The sequence below is a fragment of the Christiangramia sabulilitoris genome (assembly GCF_007050985.1).
Lineage (GTDB): Bacteria > Bacteroidota > Bacteroidia > Flavobacteriales > Flavobacteriaceae > Christiangramia > Christiangramia sabulilitoris.
The window spans coordinates 823,784-843,743 of the sequence record NZ_VHSF01000001.1; the positions used below are offsets into that span (position 1 = coordinate 823,784).

Annotated in this window: 10 protein-coding genes, 2 tRNA genes and 3 rRNA genes; 4 read left to right on the plus strand and 11 right to left on the minus strand. The window is 40.7% G+C overall.

Annotated elements, in window-relative coordinates:
* Positions 1-42: 42 nt before the first annotated feature.
* Complete coding sequence (locus tag FGM01_RS03850) at positions 43-660, minus strand: DEAD/DEAH box helicase (protein WP_143409813.1); 618 nt, start codon at positions 658-660, stop codon at positions 43-45.
* Between the two features lie 236 nt (positions 661-896).
* Here FGM01_RS03850 and FGM01_RS03855 point away from each other — a divergent pair, with 236 nt between their 5' ends.
* Genes FGM01_RS03855 through FGM01_RS03870 form a run of 4 tightly spaced genes read left to right on the plus strand, consistent with a single transcriptional unit; the run spans position 897 to position 5,570 of the window.
* Positions 897-2,123: a multidrug effflux MFS transporter gene (locus tag FGM01_RS03855; RefSeq protein ID WP_143409814.1), complete on the plus strand. Its 1,227-nt coding sequence runs from the start codon at positions 897-899 to the stop codon at positions 2,121-2,123.
* A gap of 48 nt (positions 2,124-2,171) precedes the next feature.
* Entirely contained in the window at positions 2,172-4,538 is a 2,367-nt protein-coding gene (locus tag FGM01_RS03860) for a TonB-dependent receptor (RefSeq protein ID WP_243735774.1), read from the plus strand.
* Positions 4,539-5,348: a DUF4249 domain-containing protein gene (locus tag FGM01_RS03865; protein ID WP_143409816.1), complete on the plus strand. Its 810-nt coding sequence runs from the start codon at positions 4,539-4,541 to the stop codon at positions 5,346-5,348. It abuts the gene before it with no gap.
* Positions 5,349-5,570, plus strand: coding sequence for a DUF6095 family protein (locus tag FGM01_RS03870; RefSeq protein WP_143409817.1), 222 nt, complete (start codon positions 5,349-5,351; stop codon positions 5,568-5,570). It abuts the gene before it with no gap.
* A gap of 37 nt (positions 5,571-5,607) precedes the next feature.
* Here FGM01_RS03870 and FGM01_RS03875 read toward each other — a convergent pair whose 3' ends face one another.
* From FGM01_RS03875 to FGM01_RS03920, 10 genes are all read right to left on the minus strand, one after another.
* Entirely contained in the window at positions 5,608-6,057 is a 450-nt protein-coding gene (locus FGM01_RS03875) for a hypothetical protein (RefSeq protein WP_143409818.1), read from the minus strand.
* 302 nt (positions 6,058-6,359) lie between these two features.
* A 5S ribosomal RNA gene (rrf, locus tag FGM01_RS03880) occupies positions 6,360-6,469 on the minus strand.
* A 154-nt stretch (positions 6,470-6,623) separates the two neighbouring features.
* A 23S ribosomal RNA gene (locus FGM01_RS03885) occupies positions 6,624-9,391 on the minus strand.
* Positions 9,392-9,623: 232 nt separating this feature from the next.
* A tRNA-Ala gene (locus FGM01_RS03890) sits at positions 9,624-9,697 on the minus strand.
* Between the two features lie 192 nt (positions 9,698-9,889).
* A tRNA-Ile gene (locus tag FGM01_RS03895) sits at positions 9,890-9,963 on the minus strand.
* A 181-nt stretch (positions 9,964-10,144) separates the two neighbouring features.
* Positions 10,145-11,674, minus strand: a 16S ribosomal RNA gene (locus FGM01_RS03900).
* The 16S, 23S and 5S rRNA genes sit together here with 2 tRNA genes alongside, the layout of an rRNA operon.
* A gap of 689 nt (positions 11,675-12,363) precedes the next feature.
* Entirely contained in the window at positions 12,364-14,334 is a 1,971-nt protein-coding gene (locus FGM01_RS03905; protein WP_143409819.1) for a putative porin, read from the minus strand.
* Positions 14,335-14,532: 198 nt separating this feature from the next.
* Complete coding sequence (locus FGM01_RS03910) at positions 14,533-15,339, minus strand: hypothetical protein (RefSeq protein WP_143409820.1); 807 nt, start codon at positions 15,337-15,339, stop codon at positions 14,533-14,535.
* A gap of 19 nt (positions 15,340-15,358) precedes the next feature.
* Positions 15,359-16,747 carry a RagB/SusD family nutrient uptake outer membrane protein gene (locus FGM01_RS03915; protein WP_166435184.1) on the minus strand — a complete coding sequence of 463 codons (1,389 nt, stop codon included), beginning with the start codon at positions 16,745-16,747 and terminating at the stop codon, positions 15,359-15,361.
* Positions 16,748-16,757: 10 nt separating this feature from the next.
* Positions 16,758-19,892 (minus strand): SusC/RagA family TonB-linked outer membrane protein, encoded by a 3,135-nt coding sequence (locus FGM01_RS03920; RefSeq protein ID WP_143409822.1) that lies wholly within the window; start codon positions 19,890-19,892, stop codon positions 16,758-16,760.
* Positions 19,893-19,960 lie beyond the last annotated feature (68 nt).

The window sequence follows — 19,960 nt, forward strand, 5'->3', positions numbered from 1 at the left end:
CATTTTATCAAAAATAAAAAGCTCCCACTATGGGAGCTTTTTTTATTTCGATGCTTTAACTATTTGTGCACGTTCCATGAACAAATCCTGTAATCGTTCCATTTTTGGCTCCATCTTTTGTGCAAAAACAAGGTACTGGCACTTATTTATACTTAATGGTATTCTTACCACATCATTATACGCTCCTCCTTTAGATAAAAATTCTGCATCCTCCAGGATGAACATTTGCAATTGACCAAGGTGAATACCGGTCATAGAAAACAGCTTACCTAATCTTCTTGGCGTCGCGATTACAATATCGACTCCATAGTATATCTCATCCTTTTGATCATCTATGTTTTGTTCATCATAGGCACAATAGATACGAAGATACATTTCCCTGGTGAACTCTTGGAATTTCTGTTCAAGTTCCAGCGCAGATGCTTTGTCCTTAACATAGATCAAAGCTCTTGGAGAATCTTCGAATGCTTCAGAGTTTAATTTTTGAATTACACTAATGATCATAGCGGTGGTTTTACCACTACCTTCCGGCGCAAGAATATACAGGTCTGCACCACTTTTTATTTTTGGTAATACTTTCTTCTGAAATGCAGTGGGAGCTTCAAAGCCTTTACGATCTATAGCCTCCTTTAAGGGTATATTCAGTTTTTTAAATGACATAATATTTATAAAATTTCGGGTTGGGAGTTTATTTACCAGATTACGCAAGCTACCCCCTGGGACGCAAAGGTCGTGTTTTAATTTTTGATAAGCGACCCGTTTATGAATTGCGCGCAGGCGCTGTAGGTTCATTTCAGAATTAATGAATCATATATGTATGCAGGAACAAGCCTTAATCTTTAGTTAAACAATAACTTAAGTTAGAATAGAATTACGGGTTTGCTGAAATTTGCACGATGCCTCAAAGATCGGGAAATAGGAATAAAAAACAGGAGTATATAATACTGCTTGTACTGGGAACGCTAATTGCATTAGGCCCATTTTCTATTGATGCATATCTTCCCGGATTTGAAAGTATTGCCCGAGATTTTAATACTTCTATTAGCAGGATCGGGCTCACCCTCACCAGCTATTTTATAGGTATCTCGCTCGGACAGCTAGCTTACGGACCAATCATGGATAAATATGGTCGTAAAAAACCACTTTTAATAGGTTTGGTTATTTACCTATTATCTGCTCTAAGCTGTATGTATTCTCCTAACCTTGAATGGCTTATCATCTCCAGGTTTTTTCTGGCTGTTGGCGCCGCCGCCGGAATGGTTGCAGCTAAGGCCATCGTAAGGGATATATTTCCGGTTAATGAAGTCGCCGGGGCCATTTCGGTTTTAATGCTAATCATGGGAGGTGCACCTATCATTGCTCCCACTGTGGGAAGTTTGATCATAGAATCTTTTGGGTGGGAAATGATCTTTATGTTTCTGGCCATTTTTTGCCTCTTAATGATCTTCAGCGTTACCAGATTCCTTCCGGAAAGTATAATTCCCGATAAAATGGTAGATCTAAAACCTAAACAGGTTGCAATCAAATATTATGGAATACTGGTGCATTCAGAATTTTGGAGTTTTGCCTTCGCCGGAAGTTTTGCCCTAGGCGCCATGTTTGCTTATATTTCTGATGCTCCCAAGTTATTCATGGAAAACTACGGATTAAGTCAAAAGGAATTCGGTTTGCTGTTTGGTCTAAATGCCGGTGGATTAATCCTGGGAAGCCAGATTAACAGGCTTTTTCTAAGAAAATTCACCACTTTACAGATCACCCTGTTTAATAGTGTTTTATTGGTAATTATAACGTCTCTATTTTTGGTCACCTCATTGATGCAAATGGGTATACTACCCACCGCCAGTCTTCTCTTCTTGATGCTTTTTTTGCTGGGGTTTCAAAATCCAAACACTACTGCGCTTTCACTGGCACCCTTTGAAAAGAAAGCCGGAAGGGCATCGGCATTAATTGGCAGTCTTAAAATGATACTGGGTGCGATTACCTCATTTTTGGTAAGCCTTTTTCACACTACCAGCACAGTGCCACTGGCAGTCATATTGCTGGTCTGCCTTTTTATAAGTTTTATACTTTTATTCAGATTTTCTAAAAAGGAAAAATTAATGTTAAGCTTAAATGAAACCTAGACTTTTATATTAACCTACTAAATTCTATTTTTGAATAAAAAATTGAAAATCCGCTTTTTAGCCTTACTGCTAATATTTCTATCCGGCAGCGATATAATTTCTCAGGAACTTTATGTTTTAAACGGGGTAGTTACCGATGCTGCAAGTAATGAAACTCTTATTGGAGTCAACATTTTGGTACCTGAGGCAGGTACCGGCGTTGTAACCAATGATTATGGCTACTATTCCCTGAAACTTCCAAAGGGAGATTACAAAATCGAAATATCTTACCTGGGCTACCAGAGTTTACAACAAAATATAACTCTCGATACTAATAAGAAACTGGATTTTCAACTTGCCGAAGCATCTGAAAGTCTGGAGGAAATTGTTATCACCAGTGATATTGAGGGTTTAAATATAAGAAAGCCGGAAATGAGTGTGAATAAACTTTCCATAACCACGATTCAGAAGTTACCGGTAGTTTTTGGAGAAGTGGATGTGGTGAAATCACTTTTACTGTTGCCGGGTGTCTCTAATGCCGGGGAGGGTTCTTCCGGATTCAATGTGAGGGGTGGTGCTGTGGACCAGAACCTCATTTTGCTGGATGAAGCCACAATTTATAACTCATCTCATTTATTCGGTTTATTTTCTGTTTTCAATCCCGATGCAATCAAGGACCTAAAATTATACAAAGGTGGAATTCCTGCAAAATACGGCGGTAGAGTTTCTTCTGTTTTAGATATCTATCAACGCGATGGTAATAGTAAGAATTTTAAAATGCAGGGTGGTATTGGTGCTGTGTCCAGCAGATTACTGGCAGAAGGTCCAATTGTTAAAGATAAAGGCTCTTTCCTGGTGGGTGCCAGAAGCTCATATGCACACTTATTTTTAAAACTAACAGATAATGAGAATTCAGCCTATTTTTATGATCTTAATACTAAGCTAAGCTATAATCTGGACGACCGTAATAAACTACTGCTCTCAGGTTATTTTGGGCGTGATGTCTTTAACATAAGTCAGAATTTCGAAAATACCTATGGTAATGCGGTTTTAAACCTAAGATGGAACCATATTTTTTCTGATAATATTTTCACCAATCTTTCGGTTATCTATAGTGATTACTATTATGGCCTAAACTTAAATTTTGTAGGTTTCAACTGGGACAGCGGGATCACCAATCTTAATATAAAGTACGATTTCAATCATTATATCAATGATGCTCTGCAGTTAAAATACGGTATACAGAATACTTATTACGAATTCAACCCTGGAGAGATTGAACCCATTGATAGTGAATCTGGCATTAACTATTTCAAATTAACAAATAAATATGCATTTGAAAATGCTGTGTATCTGTCTGCGGAACATAGAATCAGTGAGAATTTTTCAGCAGAATATGGGGTACGCCTAAGCAACTTTTTCAGACTGGGACAGGATGAAATAAATACCTATGAAAATAATGATCCTGTTTTTTATGACCCAGAAAGGGATATTTATCGTGAGGCAGATATACTGGAAACCGTAGAATCTTCCCGTAACGATATCCTGGAGAGTTACTCTAACCTGGAACCCAGAATAGCACTGTCTTATGCCCTGAATGACAACCAGTCGGTCAAGGCCAGTTATAACAGGATGGCTCAGTATCTGCACTTAATTTCTAATACCAGCTCTCCTACTCCTCTTGATGTCTGGGCTCCCAGTGGCGAATTTATAAAACCCCAGATTCTCGATCAATATGCAGTCGGGTATTTCAGAAATTTCAAAGAAAATAGGTATTCACTGGAAGTCGAAAGCTTTTATAAGAATATCGATAACAGGTTAGACTATATAGACGGCGCGAACCTAATTGCTAATAATGCGGTGGAACGAATTGTTCTTAGTGGAGAAGCCAGAGCTTACGGATTGGAATTATTACTTAGAAAAAATAAAGGTAGGTTAACAGGATGGGCAGGTTATACCCTTTCAAGATCTGAGCAGCGTACACAGGGTAGAACTGCACAGGAGCCTGGAATAAATGCCGGAGACTGGTATAGAACTAATTTTGATAAAACCCATGATCTAAGTATAACGGGAAGCTATGATCTGAATAAAAAATGGCAATTAAATGCCAACTTTATTTATCAAACCGGGCTGGCAACTACCTTCCCGAATGCACAATACGAATATGAAGGTATTACAGTGCCGGTGTATGGGGAAAGAAACGGGGACCGCCTGCCGGCCTATCACCGGTTAGATCTTTCTGCTACCTATACGCCCGGAATTGACAAGGATAAAAAATTTGAATCATTCTGGAATTTTGGTATTTATAATGTATACAACAGGCAAAATGCCTATTCAATAAGTTTCAGGGAGAATACAGATACAGGCCAAAATGAAGCAGTGAGATTATCCTTATTCGGTATAATTCCTTCGGTAACTTATAATTTCAAGTTTTAAATGAAAAAGATCACTTTATTATTACCGATATTCCTGTCATTTCTTTTCAGTTCCTGCGAAGAGGTTATTGATCTTGAGCTGGAAGAAAGCGAACCGAGACTGGTTATAGAAGCGTCTATACTTTGGTTTAAGGGCGATCCAGGCACTGATCAGACAATTAGACTATCAGAAACTTCCCCTTTTTATGACGATGAATTAAATCCGGTGGAAACTGCGGTTGTTAAAATAACTTCGGAAACCGGAGATATTTTCGATTTCACCTATACCGAAGATGGTACTTACAGGAACAATAATTTTGACGCTAAACTAAATGCATCTTATGAGCTGACTATTGAATACGAGGGACAATCTTACAAAGCGACAGAAAAGCTAATTCCTGTTACTAACCTGGAATTTGTGGAACAAACCGAATCTGGTGGCTTTAGCGGTGAAGATATTGAGATCAAAGCTTATTATAAAGATCCTGCTGAAACAGAAGATTATTACCTATTTAAATTTTTCGAAGAAGATGTAAATTTGGAAATTTACGAAGATGAATTTACCAATGGCAATCAGATCTTTGGTTATTTCTCTAATGAGGATATAGAAGTGAATGATATAATTGAGATCGAAATGCAGGGTATATCAAAAAGATATTATGAATATCTATTTATATTACGTTCACAGGTGGGAAGTAATGATGGAGGTCCGTTTGAAACTATGCCTGCCACGGTCAAAGGAAATATTGTTAATCAAACAAATCCTTCAGATTTTCCATTTGGATATTTCCGTTTGTCTGAAGTAGATTCCACCACCTATATAGTAGAATAAATGAAGCATACAAACAGAGAAGTACTTACCAAAGGATTAAAATATCTTGCAGCAGCTTTACCCCTGGCTTTAATTGGACCTTCTATCCTTTTTTCTGCTTTTAACAATCAGGAAAGTCCGTGGTATATACCTGTACTCATAGTTGGAATAGCAGCCTTCGCAGGTTCAATATTCCTAATGTTCAAAGGTATCATGACCATTGTAAAGGCATTATTTGATTAATTTACACTGATTAAACCTTATCAAATTACCTCCCGGTTTACTCTATAGGAACCTGCTGATAAAAAAGTCCGGGCCCGTCACAACTCCACCAACTACTTAACAGCGTGGTTTTGCTGGGATCTAAATAAAGAAACTCTTCATTGTCTCCACTACAATTTTCTATGATATCACTTTTAATTGAATAATTAAGTAGATAAGCAATACCTTCATTACTATAATCTATTCTATAAGATCCTTCTGCCATAATTTCCCTGTCTTCACTAATCCTTATTTTTGAAAAGGTGTTATTTGCATTAAAAATGTAATATTCCTGGTAGGCCATATCACTTCCCGTTATTTCTGAACCAATAAAACGACCTGTCATTTTATACAATGTCCATTTTTGTGGAAAATTAATGATGGATAGATCCTGAGAGTCTATTTGGGCAGTATTCTCTGTACAGGAAAGGATGCTAAGACTAAAAAGTATAAGAATGAGTTTTTTCAAGACATTGATCAGTTAGTGATTTCTATTACTAAGATGCCAGATATAGAAAATGGTTGCGTCTTAATTATCCAAATACTATATAAAATCTTGCTTTTCTATTACCCCAGTACTCCAAATCCCAATGCTTCGGGACGGGACGCTATCGGGCTTTACTTGTTCTCTCAAGAATATATTGCCTACTATTTAAGTTGATCTCTGGATCTGGTATTCGGGAACAAATAACCCCCGGCATCTGGTGATCACGGGGGTTTGAGTTATGGGTATAAAAAAACCCCTTCAGAGATCTGAAGGGGTTTTCAAAAAGAAGGCGGCGACATACTCTCCCACAATACAGCAGTACCATCTGCGCTAACGGGCTTAACTACTCTGTTCGGGATGGGAAGAGGTGAGCCCCGTTGCTATAGCCACCTTAAAAGGTAAGTTATAAGCCTCGAGCTTAAAACTGTCCTGATTACTCAGAACTAATATCTTTGACATACTTAAGAAACAAAAAATAAGAAGAAGTGTAATACGCTTATAAAGTAAGCATTTGGCGGCTCTGAGGTTTTGCGGCCTCAGAGCCATCGCGCATCAAGCTTTACGGAGTATTAGTACTACTCGGCTATGACATTACTGCCTTTACACCTGTAGCCTATCAACGTGGTAGTCTCCCACGGTCCTTTAAAGAAATCTCATCTTGTGGTGGGTTTCGCGCTTATATGCTTTCAGCGCTTATCCCTTCCGAACGTAGCTACTCTGCAGTGCTCCTGGCGGAACAACAGATACACCAGAGGTTCGTCCAATCCGGTCCTCTCGTACTAGGATCAGGTCCACTCAAATTTTAATGGGCGAACAGCCCAACCCTTGGGACCTTCTCCAGCCCCAGGATGTGACGAGCCGACATCGAGGTGCCAAACCCCCCCGTCGATGTGAGCTCTTGGGGGAGATCAGCCTGTTATCCCCGGCGTACCTTTTATCCTTTGAGCGATGACCCTTCCATGCGGTGTCACCGGATCACTATGCTCTACTTTCGTACCTGATCGACCTGTATGTCTCTCAGTCAAGCTCCCTTATGCCATTGCACTCTACGCACGGTTACCAAGCGTGCTGAGGGAACCTTTAGAAGCCTCCGTTACTCTTTTGGAGGCGACCACCCCAGTCAAACTACCCACCAAGCACTGTCCTTCCATTGGAAGTTAGGCTCTAAACAAGTAAAGGGTAGTATTTCAACAACGACTCCACGATACCTGGCGATACCGCTTCAAAGTCTCCTACCTATCCTACACATCACTTGTTCAAAGTCAATACTAAGCTATAGTAAAGGTGCACGGGGTCTTTTCGTCCCACAGCGGGTAATCGGCATCTTCACCGATACTACAATTTCACCGAGCTCATGGCTGAGACAGTATCCAGATCGTTGCACCATTCGTGCAGGTCGGAACTTACCCGACAAGGAATTTCGCTACCTTAGGACCGTTATAGTTACGGCCGCCGTTTACTGGGGCTTCAGTTCAATGCGTCGCCGAAGCTAACATCTCCCCTTAACCTTCCAGCACCGGGCAGGTGTCAGGCCCTATACGTCATCTTTCGATTTAGCAGAGCCCTGTGTTTTTGATAAACAGTCGCCTGGATCTTTTCACTGCGGCCCCCCATAAGGGGGCGACCCTTCTCCCGAAGTTACGGGCCAATTTTGCCTAGTTCCTTAGCCATGAATCTCTCGAGCACCTTAGAATTCTCATCCCAACTACCTGTGTCGGTTTAGGGTACGGGTTGCCTCCACTCGCTTTTCTTGGAAGTCGCTCCTCTGGATTATCACGCCGGCCGAAGCTTTTGTGTACTATCGGGGTGTTACCACTCCCTTCAACGTACTATTCCGTCAGTACGCACCAAATTTACGCCTCCGTCCGCTTTAACGTGGGGCAAGTAGCAGAATATTAACTGCTTGTCCATCGACTACCCCTTTCGGGTTCGCCTTAGGTCCCGACTAACCCCCAGCTGATTAGCATAGCTGGGGAAACCTTAGTCTTTCGGTGTGCAGGTTTCTCGCCTGCATTATCGTTACTTATGCCTACATTTTCTTTTGTAACCGATCCAGCAAGCCTCGCGACTCACCTTCATCTCTGTTACAATGCTCCCCTACCACTCACAGTAAACTGCAAGTCCATAGCTTCGGTAGTATGTTTATGCCCGATTATTATCCATGCCGAACCGCTCGACTAGTGAGCTGTTACGCACTCTTTAAATGAATGGCTGCTTCCAAGCCAACATCCTAGCTGTCTGGGCAGTTCAACCGCGTTTTTTCAACTTAACATACATTTGGGGACCTTAGCTGATGGTCTGGGTTCTTTCCCTCTCGGACATGGACCTTAGCACCCATGCCCTCACTGATATGCATCATTTTATAGCATTCGGAGTTTGTCAGGAATTGGTAGGCGGTGAAGCCCCCGCATCCAATCAGTAGCTCTACCTCTATAAAACTAACTATATCGCTGCACCTAAATGCATTTCGGGGAGTACGAGCTATTTCCGAGTTTGATTGGCCTTTCACCCCTACCCTCAGGTCATCCCAAGACTTTTCAACGTCAACGGGTTCGGTCCTCCACTATGTGTTACCACAGCTTCAACCTGCCCAAGGGTAGATCACACGGTTTCGCGTCTACCACTACCAACTAAAGCGCCCTATTCAGACTCGCTTTCGCTACGGCTCCACAGCTGAACTGCTTAACCTTGCTGGCAACGGTAACTCGTAGGCTCATTATGCAAAAGGCACGCCGTCACCCCCAAAGGGGCTCCGACCGCTTGTAAGCGTATGGTTTCAGGATCTATTTCACTCCCTTATTCAGGGTTCTTTTCACCTTTCCCTCACGGTACTGGTTCACTATCGGTCTCTCAGGAGTATTTAGCCTTGGCGGATGGTCCCGCCGGATTCATACAGGGTTTCACGTGCCCCGCACTACTCAGGATACCACTATGTTTTATACGAAGTTACCTATACCGGGCTATCACCGTCTTTGGCCAGGCTTTCCAACCTGTTCTAATTCCTTGTACAAACAATATCGTGGTCCTACAACCCCAATAAGTCCGTAAACTCATTGGTTTGGGCTACTGCGCGTTCGCTCGCCGCTACTAGCGCAATCACTATTGTTTTCTCTTCCTCCGGGTACTTAGATGTTTCAGTTCTCCGGGTTCGCTCCTCTTGCGAGGTGACTATTCTTCAAATAGCCGGGTTGCCCCATTCGGATATTCGCGGATCAATTTGTATGTGCCAATCCCCACGACTTTTCGCAGCTTATCACGTCCTTCTTCGCCTCTGAGAGCCTAGGCATTCCCCATACGCCCTTATCTAGCTTGTATGCGCTTTGCTTAATGCTCTAATCTATTCTAACTTACGCTAGAACAGAAGTATTATAATGTATTACTTATATTAAATATTTCTATCTAATAGTGTTCTCGTATTCTTTGTTTCTCAATATGTCAATGAACTTTTTTCCTTATCTAGCGATATAACTTCGATGATCCTACAAACTAAAATGCTTACGCACCCTGGTTGTTTGTAAAAACTATACCCATCATATCTCAAGGAATCGTGGAGAATATCGGAGTCGAACCGATGACCTCCTGCGTGCAAGGCAGGCGCTCTAGCCAGCTGAGCTAATCCCCCATTTCTAGTTGGCAGTGTTCAGTATTCAGTACGCAGTCTTTCATTACTGCCAACTGCTCCTGCTTACTGCAAACTGGGTTACCCAACTTCTAAAATTTCCTTTAGTTATTTCAAATGAACTTCTTTTGTCTCAGGCATCAACCTTTGAACTTTCTAACCTTTAACTTTAAACGGCAAGCTTCGCTTGCGTCGTAGTCTCAGGCAGACTCGAACTGCCGACCTCTACATTATCAGTGTAGCGCTCTAACCAGCTGAGCTATGAGACTGTCCATAAACAGTTTCAAGTTTAAAAGTCTTCAAGTTTTAAAGTATAGCTACTTTACAACGTTTAACTTTCTCACTTTTTACTGCTATTAATCGAATTGACGATAAGAATCAAGACCAAATTGGCCTAGCTGAACTTCCCTTTACTAATTGTCGCTTGCATGTAAACATGCAAAGCTCTAGAAAGGAGGTGTTCCAGCCGCACCTTCCGGTACGGCTACCTTGTTACGACTTAGCCCCAGTTACCAGTTTTACCCTAGGCCGCTCCTTGCGGTGACGGACTTCAGGTACCCCCGGCTTCCATGGCTTGACGGGCGGTGTGTACAAGGCCCGGGAACGTATTCACCGCATCATGGCTGATATGCGATTACTAGCGATTCCAGCTTCACGCAGTCGAGTTGCAGACTGCGATCCGAACTGTGATAGGGTTTGAAGATTCGCATCCCCTCGCGGGGTAGCTGCCCTCTGTCCCTACCATTGTAGCACGTGTGTGGCCCAGGACGTAAGGGCCGTGATGATTTGACGTCATCCCCACCTTCCTCGCGGTTTGCACCGGCAGTCTCGTTAGAGTTCCCGACATGACTCGCTGGCAACTAACAACAGGGGTTGCGCTCGTTATAGGACTTAACCTGACACCTCACGGCACGAGCTGACGACAACCATGCAGCACCTTGCAATCTGTCCGAAGAAGGGTCTGTTTCCAGACCTGTCAGACTGCATTTAAGCCCTGGTAAGGTTCCTCGCGTATCATCGAATTAAACCACATGCTCCACCGCTTGTGCGGGCCCCCGTCAATTCCTTTGAGTTTCATTCTTGCGAACGTACTCCCCAGGTGGGTTACTTATCACTTTCGCTTAACCACCCAGCCCTCAATTAGGCCGGACAGCTAGTAACCATCGTTTACGGCGTAGACTACCAGGGTATCTAATCCTGTTCGCTACCTACGCTTTCGTCCCTCAGCGTCAATATATTATTAGTGATCTGCCTTCGCAATAGGTGTTCTGAGTAATATCTATGCATTTCACCGCTACACTACTCATTCCAACCACTTCATAATAATTCAAGAATAACAGTATCAATGGCAATTCTACAGTTGAGCTGCAGACTTTCACCACTGACTTATTATTCCGCCTACGGACCCTTTAAACCCAATGATTCCGGATAACGCTTGGACCCTCCGTATTACCGCGGCTGCTGGCACGGAGTTAGCCGGTCCTTATTCATACGGTACCGTCAAGCATCTACACGTAGATGTGGTTCTTCCCGTATAAAAGCAGTTTACAACCCATAGGGCCGTCTTCCTGCACGCGGCATGGCTGGATCAGAGTTGCCTCCATTGTCCAATATTCCTCACTGCTGCCTCCCGTAGGAGTCTGGTCCGTGTCTCAGTACCAGTGTGGGGGATCTCCCTCTCAGGACCCCTACCTATCGCGGTCTTGGTAAGCCGTTACCTTACCAACTAACTAATAGGACGCATACTCATCTTTAAGCCATAAATGTTTAATGTAATCCTCAGGTGAGGTCTACATACTATGGGGTATTAATCCACGTTTCCATGGGCTATTCCCCGCTTAAAGGCAGATTGTATACGCGTTACGCACCCGTGCGCCACTCGTCAGCAAATTAGCAAGCTAATCCCTGTTACCGTTCGACTTGCATGTGTTAGGCCTGCCGCTAGCGTTCATCCTGAGCCAGGATCAAACTCTTCATCGTTAAATCTTAAATATATTCAACAACTACTAAAGAAATTGCTCAGTATGACTTTTTCTAGTCTTAATTCTTATACACTTGATCTTATTTATCGCTAAATAAAATCCTTGTCAATTCAATATTTCAATGAACTCAATTGGTCTCCCAATCTGTCTTAGTTAAAACCTGAGGATTCGAACCCCTTCTTTATCGCCCCGTCTGGCGGTTTCTCTTAATTTCAGTCTGTTTTTGTGAACTGTTGCTCTGTCTCAAAGCGGGTGCAAATATACAACGCTTTTTCTTTACCAACCAAAACTTTTTTAATAAAATTTTTAGTTTGTTTTAAAAGCTTCAAAGTCAATCTCTCAACTCCCATCTACCCTTATGAACATCGCTTTGTTTCCAAAGCGGGTGCAAATATAAAACGACTTTTGCTCTCCAACCAAATAAAAACTAAAAAGATTTTATTTAATTTTTGAAGCGCGTTTCAATACTACCCTCAATGAACTTTCGCCTTGCTCTCAAAGCGGCTGCAAATATACACCTGAATTTTGATTACACAACAGTTTATTTAAACTTTGATCACTTTTGTATTAATCCTACTTTTTTAATCAAAACACAGCGAATTCAGCAGCAATAAGCAGATATTCCATGTAAATAAAAAGGGGAAAGAGATTCAATAAAATGAATTCAGTAATTACCAGGATGAATAATTACAGAAAAAGATCCCAAACCAGGCCAAATCGGACTAAAAAATCGGTAAACGGATAGCCCGGGGCGGAGAAATTGTTATTCCCGTCTACGAGGTCATTAAAGTGTTGCAGCTTAAAAAAGATCCTTGCCTTATCTACTTTGGCGTTAAAGAAGAAGTCCACTACCGGAAATCCTCCCAATTCCTGAGTATTCTGCACATAAAATTCAGCCAGGACAGGATCATAGGCATTCATATTATAGGCAGTAAAATACTTCAAAGTAAAACCAGTTTGTAAATACAGGGCATTATCAAACCAATAGTCCTTATAATATACCGAGTTCCTGGTAGTAAGTTCAGGAACATTTAAAACCCCCGCCCCATCAAGAACATTTTGATACATTATAGTATTATAGGAGCCAAACAAGCCCAGGTCAAATTCTTTCTCAGCCTTCAGCTTTAAATATCTAACCTGGCTGCCAGACTGGAAAGGTTTAACCGCCCCTTCATCATCGAGACTGAAATAGGTATAATTTTCAATTTGAGATAAGGCAGCGTACAGATCAAAGAATTTCTTAGAGTTAATATCAACGAATAATCTTTGTGAGACTTCATTATCAAAGTTATTCTGCCAGTTATAGTTTATATAATCACTTTGATACAAAAGAAAATTAAAATTTGGAGCGGCACTGTTCTGGTTAATCCCAAAGACCACCTGATTTTCCCTGTCAATTGAATAGGCTGCGGTAGCTTCGAGATTATTTCCGGTAAATTCATCACCAAGGTTCAACCTTGCATCTGCAGCAATCTGAAAACCTCCCAACTTTTTCGAATAAGACCCTCCTACATGCAGAAGATTTCCGTTTAGCCTGTTCCCGATGGTATCGCCCGGCCGGATATAAACTGAATTATACCCATAATTATAATTAGTGTGCCCGGCTTTGAAAGATAGCTCGCCGGTGATATTGTTGGAAAAGTTTAACGATGCCTCGTTGAATAGCACCTCGAGCCGGGTTTCATCCCTCAACTGCGTAGCCTCAAAAGATTCTCCAAAAATTTCATTTTCGGCAGATTCCTGCTTAAAAAAATACTTCTTGTAACTAAAATCGAAGGTATGGCCTAGGCTAAGTTTATTCAGGGAATCGCTTACGTTAGTTAGCACATATTCCTGGTCCAGAAAAAATCTTTTTCCGAATAATGTACTTTCGGCGTTTTCGAAGTTAACATCCAGAACCGAGCGATCATCAAATTCAGGTTCTTTATCTATATACTGGGCAATAGCCTGTTCACTTAAACCACCATTTTCTTCATTCAATAGATCCTGGGATACAAAATGTCCCCTGGCATGGTAACGCCGGTTATCTGAGTCATAACTAAATCCCATCCTCAGATTTCCCGTACTGGTGAGTATATGCTGATATTTCCCTAAAGCCCTGGTTCCTTTATAAGCGATGAACATATTAAGATTCCGGGAAGTATTAATGGTAAAAAATGCATCCAGCTGTTGCCCCTGCTCGGGAACTGTTTTGAAATACAATTCTGTCCACGGGGTAGGAACATGATAATAGTTAATATCCTCCACTTCCATAAAATTAAAATGACGGGCCCGTGAGCCAAACTCAGGAAATACCTTATTATAATCTTTTCGCAGGCTTAAGCTATTATAAGTTTGACCCGAATTCGAAAAAGGAAGTAATTCAAAGGTATCCTCTCTAAGGTAATTGAATTTATAGTCATCTATAATCGTTAGCGTGGTATCTAAATGAGTGGTATCGTTTTTGAAAGAGATGATTTTATAAAGCTCAACAGGAGGAAGACTGTCTTTTCCAATTTTCTGAGGCTTACGGCGGGCATCTTCTCTGAGGTCCTCTGAATCTAAACCTGAATTTACCCGTCTTTCTGATGGCAGTGGTTTCACAGGCTTATCTGGCACCTGCGCATAAATTAAGGAAGAACAACCCAGAATTAGAAGAAGAAAAAGAAAGTTTTTCATAAAGATCAAATCACCCCACAAAAATATAATAATAAACCAAAGAGGCAGAAAGATTCCCAAAACAAAAAAACCACCCCGATTGGGGTGGTTATTAAACGAATTAAAAAACCCGTTATTATTTTGGAGTTTATCTCAATTTTAAAATTATGAATAGAAAAAGGCCGGAGAATCCGGCCTTTTATCATTCAAATAAAATTTCTATTGTCTTGTGTAAGTTGCCGTAGCACTATCACCAAAACCGTTAGTCCAATTGATCGTAAGCGTTCCATCTTCATTTACCGTTCCGTCAAGAACAATGGTAGAACCAAAAGCATCTTGCCAACTTCCACTAAGGGAATCACACACGTCTATAAACTCACCTTCCGTTTCAAAAGTGTATCCATATCCAGAGTACCATTCGATATAAACACCAGCAACACCATCACTAATAACATATTCCAGGTCTGAACCTTCTTTTTTCTCAATTGAAACAGTGTAGGCAAATCCATCAACCGTTGGGAAACCAGTACCAGCATCAGTTGATGCTCCAGTGCTACTTACTTGATATATCCCCGCTAAATCTGAAGGACATTTCTTAAAGAGATTCAAAGAAAATTTATTTCTCGTATCCACAGAATCACCACCTTCTACACCTTCCAGATTAACAACCACAGTTGTAGTAGTTAAATCTGGTATAGCATCGAAATTTCCGGTAACCACAATACTACCCACATATGATCCTGCTGGAATTACGGCTTCTGTTATTGAATATTCAGCAGGAGACGCAGTTGAACTTTCGTCTACAGAATAATTGATTGTACGATCACTAGTAGATACTGTTGTAACAGTAACAGGAATCTCGAAAGTCGATCCCTCCGCTGGAACAGGAAGTGTTCCGGAGGAAGCTTTAAAATTAACAGCGGTCAAGCCATTTTCGTTATCGAAAATGATAGGCTCGTATTCACAGGAAACCAATACTACCATTAATAACAGTAGTGCCGGTATTTTATTAATAATTTTTTTCATGATATAATTTTTATAAGAATTAATAACCAGGATTTTGAACCATCAGGGGATTGGCATTCATTTCAAAAAGTGGAATCGGCAATGTGAAACGCCTATCTGAACTTGAAATTTCACAAGCATTATCAAGATTACCACAATCTGCCTGAGATCTCACTAGATCTCTGTTCAATCTCTTAAGATCTAAATATCTGTGACCTTCAAAAGCTAGCTCAATACGTCTTTCTTCAAGAAGGAAATCTAAACCTCCATTTAAAGTACTATAGTCTGGAGCAGCAGTATCCATTCCGAATCTTGCATCTCTAAGTGTTTTTAGAGTAGCTTTTGATTCTTCAAGCATAGAACCTCTCATTTCAGCTTCAGCCTTTATAAGATACATTTCAGAAACTCTGAAAACTTTGATATCTGCAAGAAACTCTACAGCTGTTCCAGGATACTTGTTGATCAAGTGAAGGTTAGCAGCAGGGTCACTATCGTCAGCATTTAAAAGTACACCATAACGAACATCATCTGTATCAAGCTCGTTGAAAAGGCTATTAGACATTTCGATGAATGGACCTCCACCAGAGAAGTGCCAGATGAAACCTGGTCTTGCATCTCCTAATACTCTTGCTGCTTCGAAAATTACTTCGGTATCATCAAGATCAAGATACATATCAACATATTCAGCCTGATCTGCTAATGGGTACTTATTAATAAGTGTTTCAGCAAATCCTTTAGCCTGAGCATACTCTCCTGCAAATAATGCCATTCTTGCTCTAAGAGCAGTAATGAAATCTGGAGTAACATACTTTACGTCGTTAGAACCAGAATCCAATAATGAACTAGCCATATCAAGATCTGAATTCATTAGAGCGTAAACTTCAGAAACAGTGTTTCTCGGAAGGTTTTCTACTGTTACAACAGTTTCTACAGCCGGCACACTTAAACCAGAAGGATCCTGGTAATCTGGAGTGTAATACTGGAATAATTCGAAGTGAGCGAATGCTCTAAGAGCATAAGCCTGTCCAAGGATATTGTCTACTTCGTCTTCACGTCCTTCAGGAATTTCGATCTGCTCTGCAGCTTCCATGATACGGTTCACCTTGTTTATCATTGAGTATCTGGAAATCCAGATTCCTCCAGCTACACCTGTAGTTGGATCAAGTACTAAACGATGTAAAGTCAACTGCTGTCCTCCATTGTCTACCCCTACCTTGGTATTATCTGTAAAGATAGAGTTTAGAAGGATCGTATTATTGTCATAATTAGCATAAGCCGAATTAAGGGCGTTCTGCAAATCTTCAACACTCTGAAAAGCCGTAGCGGCAATTAGAGAAGAGTTTGGTTGGATATCCAGGTTATCTTCACACGATTGAGTCCCAAATAAGGTCGCGATCGCCAGGCATCCAATTAAAAATTTATTTTTCATTTTCATTATTTTATAATTTAACGTCTACACCGAAGGTTACGATTCTTGAGTTTGGATATGTAAAGAAGTCATTGGTTGCAAACGGATCAAATTCCGGATCAAAACCTCTCCACTCTGTCCAGGTAAACAAGTTCTCACCCTGCACATAAATTCTTACTGACTCTAATGGAGTTCTATCCATAATCTTGTCTCCTAACTGGTATCCTAAAGATATATTTTTCAATCTTAAATAAGAAGCATCTTCTAAATAACGATCTGTTAAAAGATTACGTGTAGATCCTGAACTTAAAGAAGGGATTGCTGTAATATCTCCCGGCTCTCTCCATGCATCTAAAAGATTCTGAGTTACATTGGCGATACCAATAAGACCCGGATCTTCAGCTACACCTAAAGTACCATTATATCTGTATACATCCGCTGCGAACGAGAATAAAGCGTCAAGGCTGAATCCTTTGTAGTTCATAGAGGTATTAAAACCACCCTGGTAAGTAGGAATAGAAGATTTCCCGGTAAACACTCTGTTATCCAGTGAATATTCTTCAGTAATGTTTCCATCTCTGTCAAGGTAAAGTGGTCTACCGTTAGCAGGATTTACTCCAGCCCATCTTACAGCATAGTAAGTATTAAAAGCTTCACCAACTGCCTCTACCGCACGCTGACTACCATCAAGGATAACCTCTCCGTACTGGTTAGCTTCTGTTCCAGGTAAATCTGTAATCTCATTCTGGTTGTAAGAACCGTTAGCTCCAACAGACCAGTAGAAATCACCTGAATCTACAAGGTTGTAAGTAAACTGAGCTTCAATACCTTTATTCTCTAAAGTACCAAGGTTATCAGAGATAGAAGTAAATCCACCAGATAGAGAAGTGTTTGGTCTACCGATGAAAAGATCTGTAGTTTCGTTTCTATAAACGTCCAAAGATCCAGTCAGGTTATTGTTGAAAAGTGCGAAATCAATACCGATGTTCGCTTTAGAAGTTTCCTCCCATTTAAGGTTAGGGTTTCCAATTAAAGAAGGAGCAAGACCAACAGAACCGTTATATCCACCACCTGTATTAAATAAGTCAAATGGAATAACCAATCCTGAGTAGTAACCTGAAGCAACACGATCGTTACCAGTAGTACCGTAAGATCCTCTAAGTTTAAGGTCATTTACAAAATTAGATCCATCAAGTATACTTTTGGTAAGGTTGTAAAACGCACCCACTGCCCAGAAAGTACCCCATCTGTTATCTTCATTAAATCTGGAAGAAGCATCTCTTCTTACAGTTACATCAAAACCAGCGATTCTATCATAATCGTAAGTCGCTTTCCCAAAATATGAGAACTGACCTACATTTTGCTTATAAGAACCTAGAGATGGGATGTAGAAATAATCATCAACACCATCCTCATTAGGATCCTCTGTAGTAGTACCAGCAACAAAACCAGCACCAACACCTTCAAGACCAGGAACTAAACCTGTCTGGTTGTAAGAAAATCCAGAAGCTTCAGCATAGATAAATTCAGAAACTCCTAATACAGATACATTATGCACTTCAGCAAAAGTATCATCATAGCTTAACTGAACACTAGAGTTCATTCTAGTATCTCTGTTTAAAGCCTCAAACTGGAATCCCTGGAATTCAGCATTCGGATCATTTGCGTGGCTACCTCTAATACTACTATTTGGCTGTAAGAATTTCACAGTCTCTTCCTGGAAATCCACACCAAAGTTAATTCCGGCAGAAATCTTAGAAGTGAAATCATAGTTAGCATTTAATCCACCAATCGCTCTAATTTCAGTTTCCTTATTCGTATCGAATTCAGCAACGTTAAGTGCGATATATGGAGTGTTAAGGAATCCATCAGCATCAGAAAATGCCGGGTTACCAATTCTATTTAAAGAACCATCTTCATTATAAGGAGATAAGTAAGGCTTACCTACGAAAGGAACGATAAACGGGTTATCCAATGCTCCACTACCACCTGTACCAGTTCCAATACCACCAGCGATATCAGATCTACTAAATCCAACAGACACGTTAGTGGCTAGATTAAACTTATCTGTTCTATAAGTAAGGTTGTTACGAACGTTCATTCTCTGAAGCTTTGATCTTAAAGCCAAACCTTCCTGCTCTAAATACCCTAATGAGGTAAAAGCGCTTACTTTTTCAGAACCAGCTGAGAAAGAAAGGTCATGAGAAGTTGTATTACCAACTTTCAATAAAACATCTGTCCAGTCTGTATTTGTAGTCACCTGGCTAATTTGCTCATCTGTTAAAGCTCCACCATCGGCGTTTCCAAGGAAACCTCTTACATAAGCGTTACCACCACCTGCTCCAGGTCCGGATCCAGCTTCTCTTTCTAAACGAAGTAATTGTTGAGAACTAGTCAACTCGAAATTAGGATCTGGCTTAAATGTAAATCCAGTTCTACCAGAATAACGAATTTGAAGTTTCTCATTTACTTTACCTCTTTTAGTAGTTACCAAGATAACACCACCTGTTGCACGGTTACCATAAATAGCGGTAGCAGATGCATCCTTAAGAATGGAAACAGATTCAATATCATTCTGGTTGATAGATCTAAAGTTATCCTCATCTACAGGAACACCATCAATCACAAATAAAGGCTCAACATTACCATTAATAGAGTTAATACCTCTTAATAATATGGTACTGTTCCCTCCAGGCTGACCGTTACCAGTAGAAATATTCAAACCTGGCGCACGAGACTGAAGTGCCTGAGCGAAAGATGCTGTTGGACGAGATTCAATCTCTTCAGCACTAACTGTTGAAACAGAAGAAGTAATCGTCTCCCTGTTAGCTGTACCATAAGCTACTACTACTACTTCTTCCAAAGCACCAGCGTCAACTTCTAAATTCACATCAATTCTACTTGATGCACCTACAGTAATTTCCTGTAATCTAAAGCCAACATAACTAAATACCAATACTTCACCTTCAGCTATTGAGATAGAGTAATTACCATCAAAGTCTGTTTGAGTACCATTATTGGTGTTTTTTTCAATTACGTTTACACCTGGCATCGGCAGACCATCTTCATCTACCACCGTACCAGTTACGGTTTTTTCCTGTGCAAAACCAATTTGCACTACTAACACCAGTAAAAGTGTCAGCAATCCTTGTAATCTTTTTTTCATTATTTCGTTAAATTTGAATTAGCCAGCGCCAAAAATCACAATAAAATCTTAATTATCCAAACTCTATT

Excerpts from the sequence above, each read along its gene's own strand:
- FGM01_RS03850 (WP_143409813.1), bottom strand. The coding sequence starts at position 660 with ATGTCATTTAAAAAACTGAATATACCCTTAAAGGAGGCTATAGATCGT.
- FGM01_RS03855 (WP_143409814.1), top strand. The coding sequence starts at position 897 with ATGCCTCAAAGATCGGGAAATAGGAATAAAAAACAGGAGTATATAATA.
- FGM01_RS03865 (WP_143409816.1), top strand. The coding sequence starts at position 4,539 with ATGAAAAAGATCACTTTATTATTACCGATATTCCTGTCATTTCTTTTC.
- FGM01_RS03870 (WP_143409817.1), top strand. The coding sequence starts at position 5,349 with ATGAAGCATACAAACAGAGAAGTACTTACCAAAGGATTAAAATATCTT.
- FGM01_RS03905 (WP_143409819.1), bottom strand. The coding sequence starts at position 14,334 with ATGAAAAACTTTCTTTTTCTTCTTCTAATTCTGGGTTGTTCTTCCTTA.
- FGM01_RS03910 (WP_143409820.1), bottom strand. The coding sequence starts at position 15,339 with ATGAAAAAAATTATTAATAAAATACCGGCACTACTGTTATTAATGGTA.
- FGM01_RS03915 (WP_166435184.1), bottom strand. The coding sequence starts at position 16,747 with ATGAAAAATAAATTTTTAATTGGATGCCTGGCGATCGCGACCTTATTT.
- FGM01_RS03920 (WP_143409822.1), bottom strand. The coding sequence starts at position 19,892 with ATGAAAAAAAGATTACAAGGATTGCTGACACTTTTACTGGTGTTAGTA.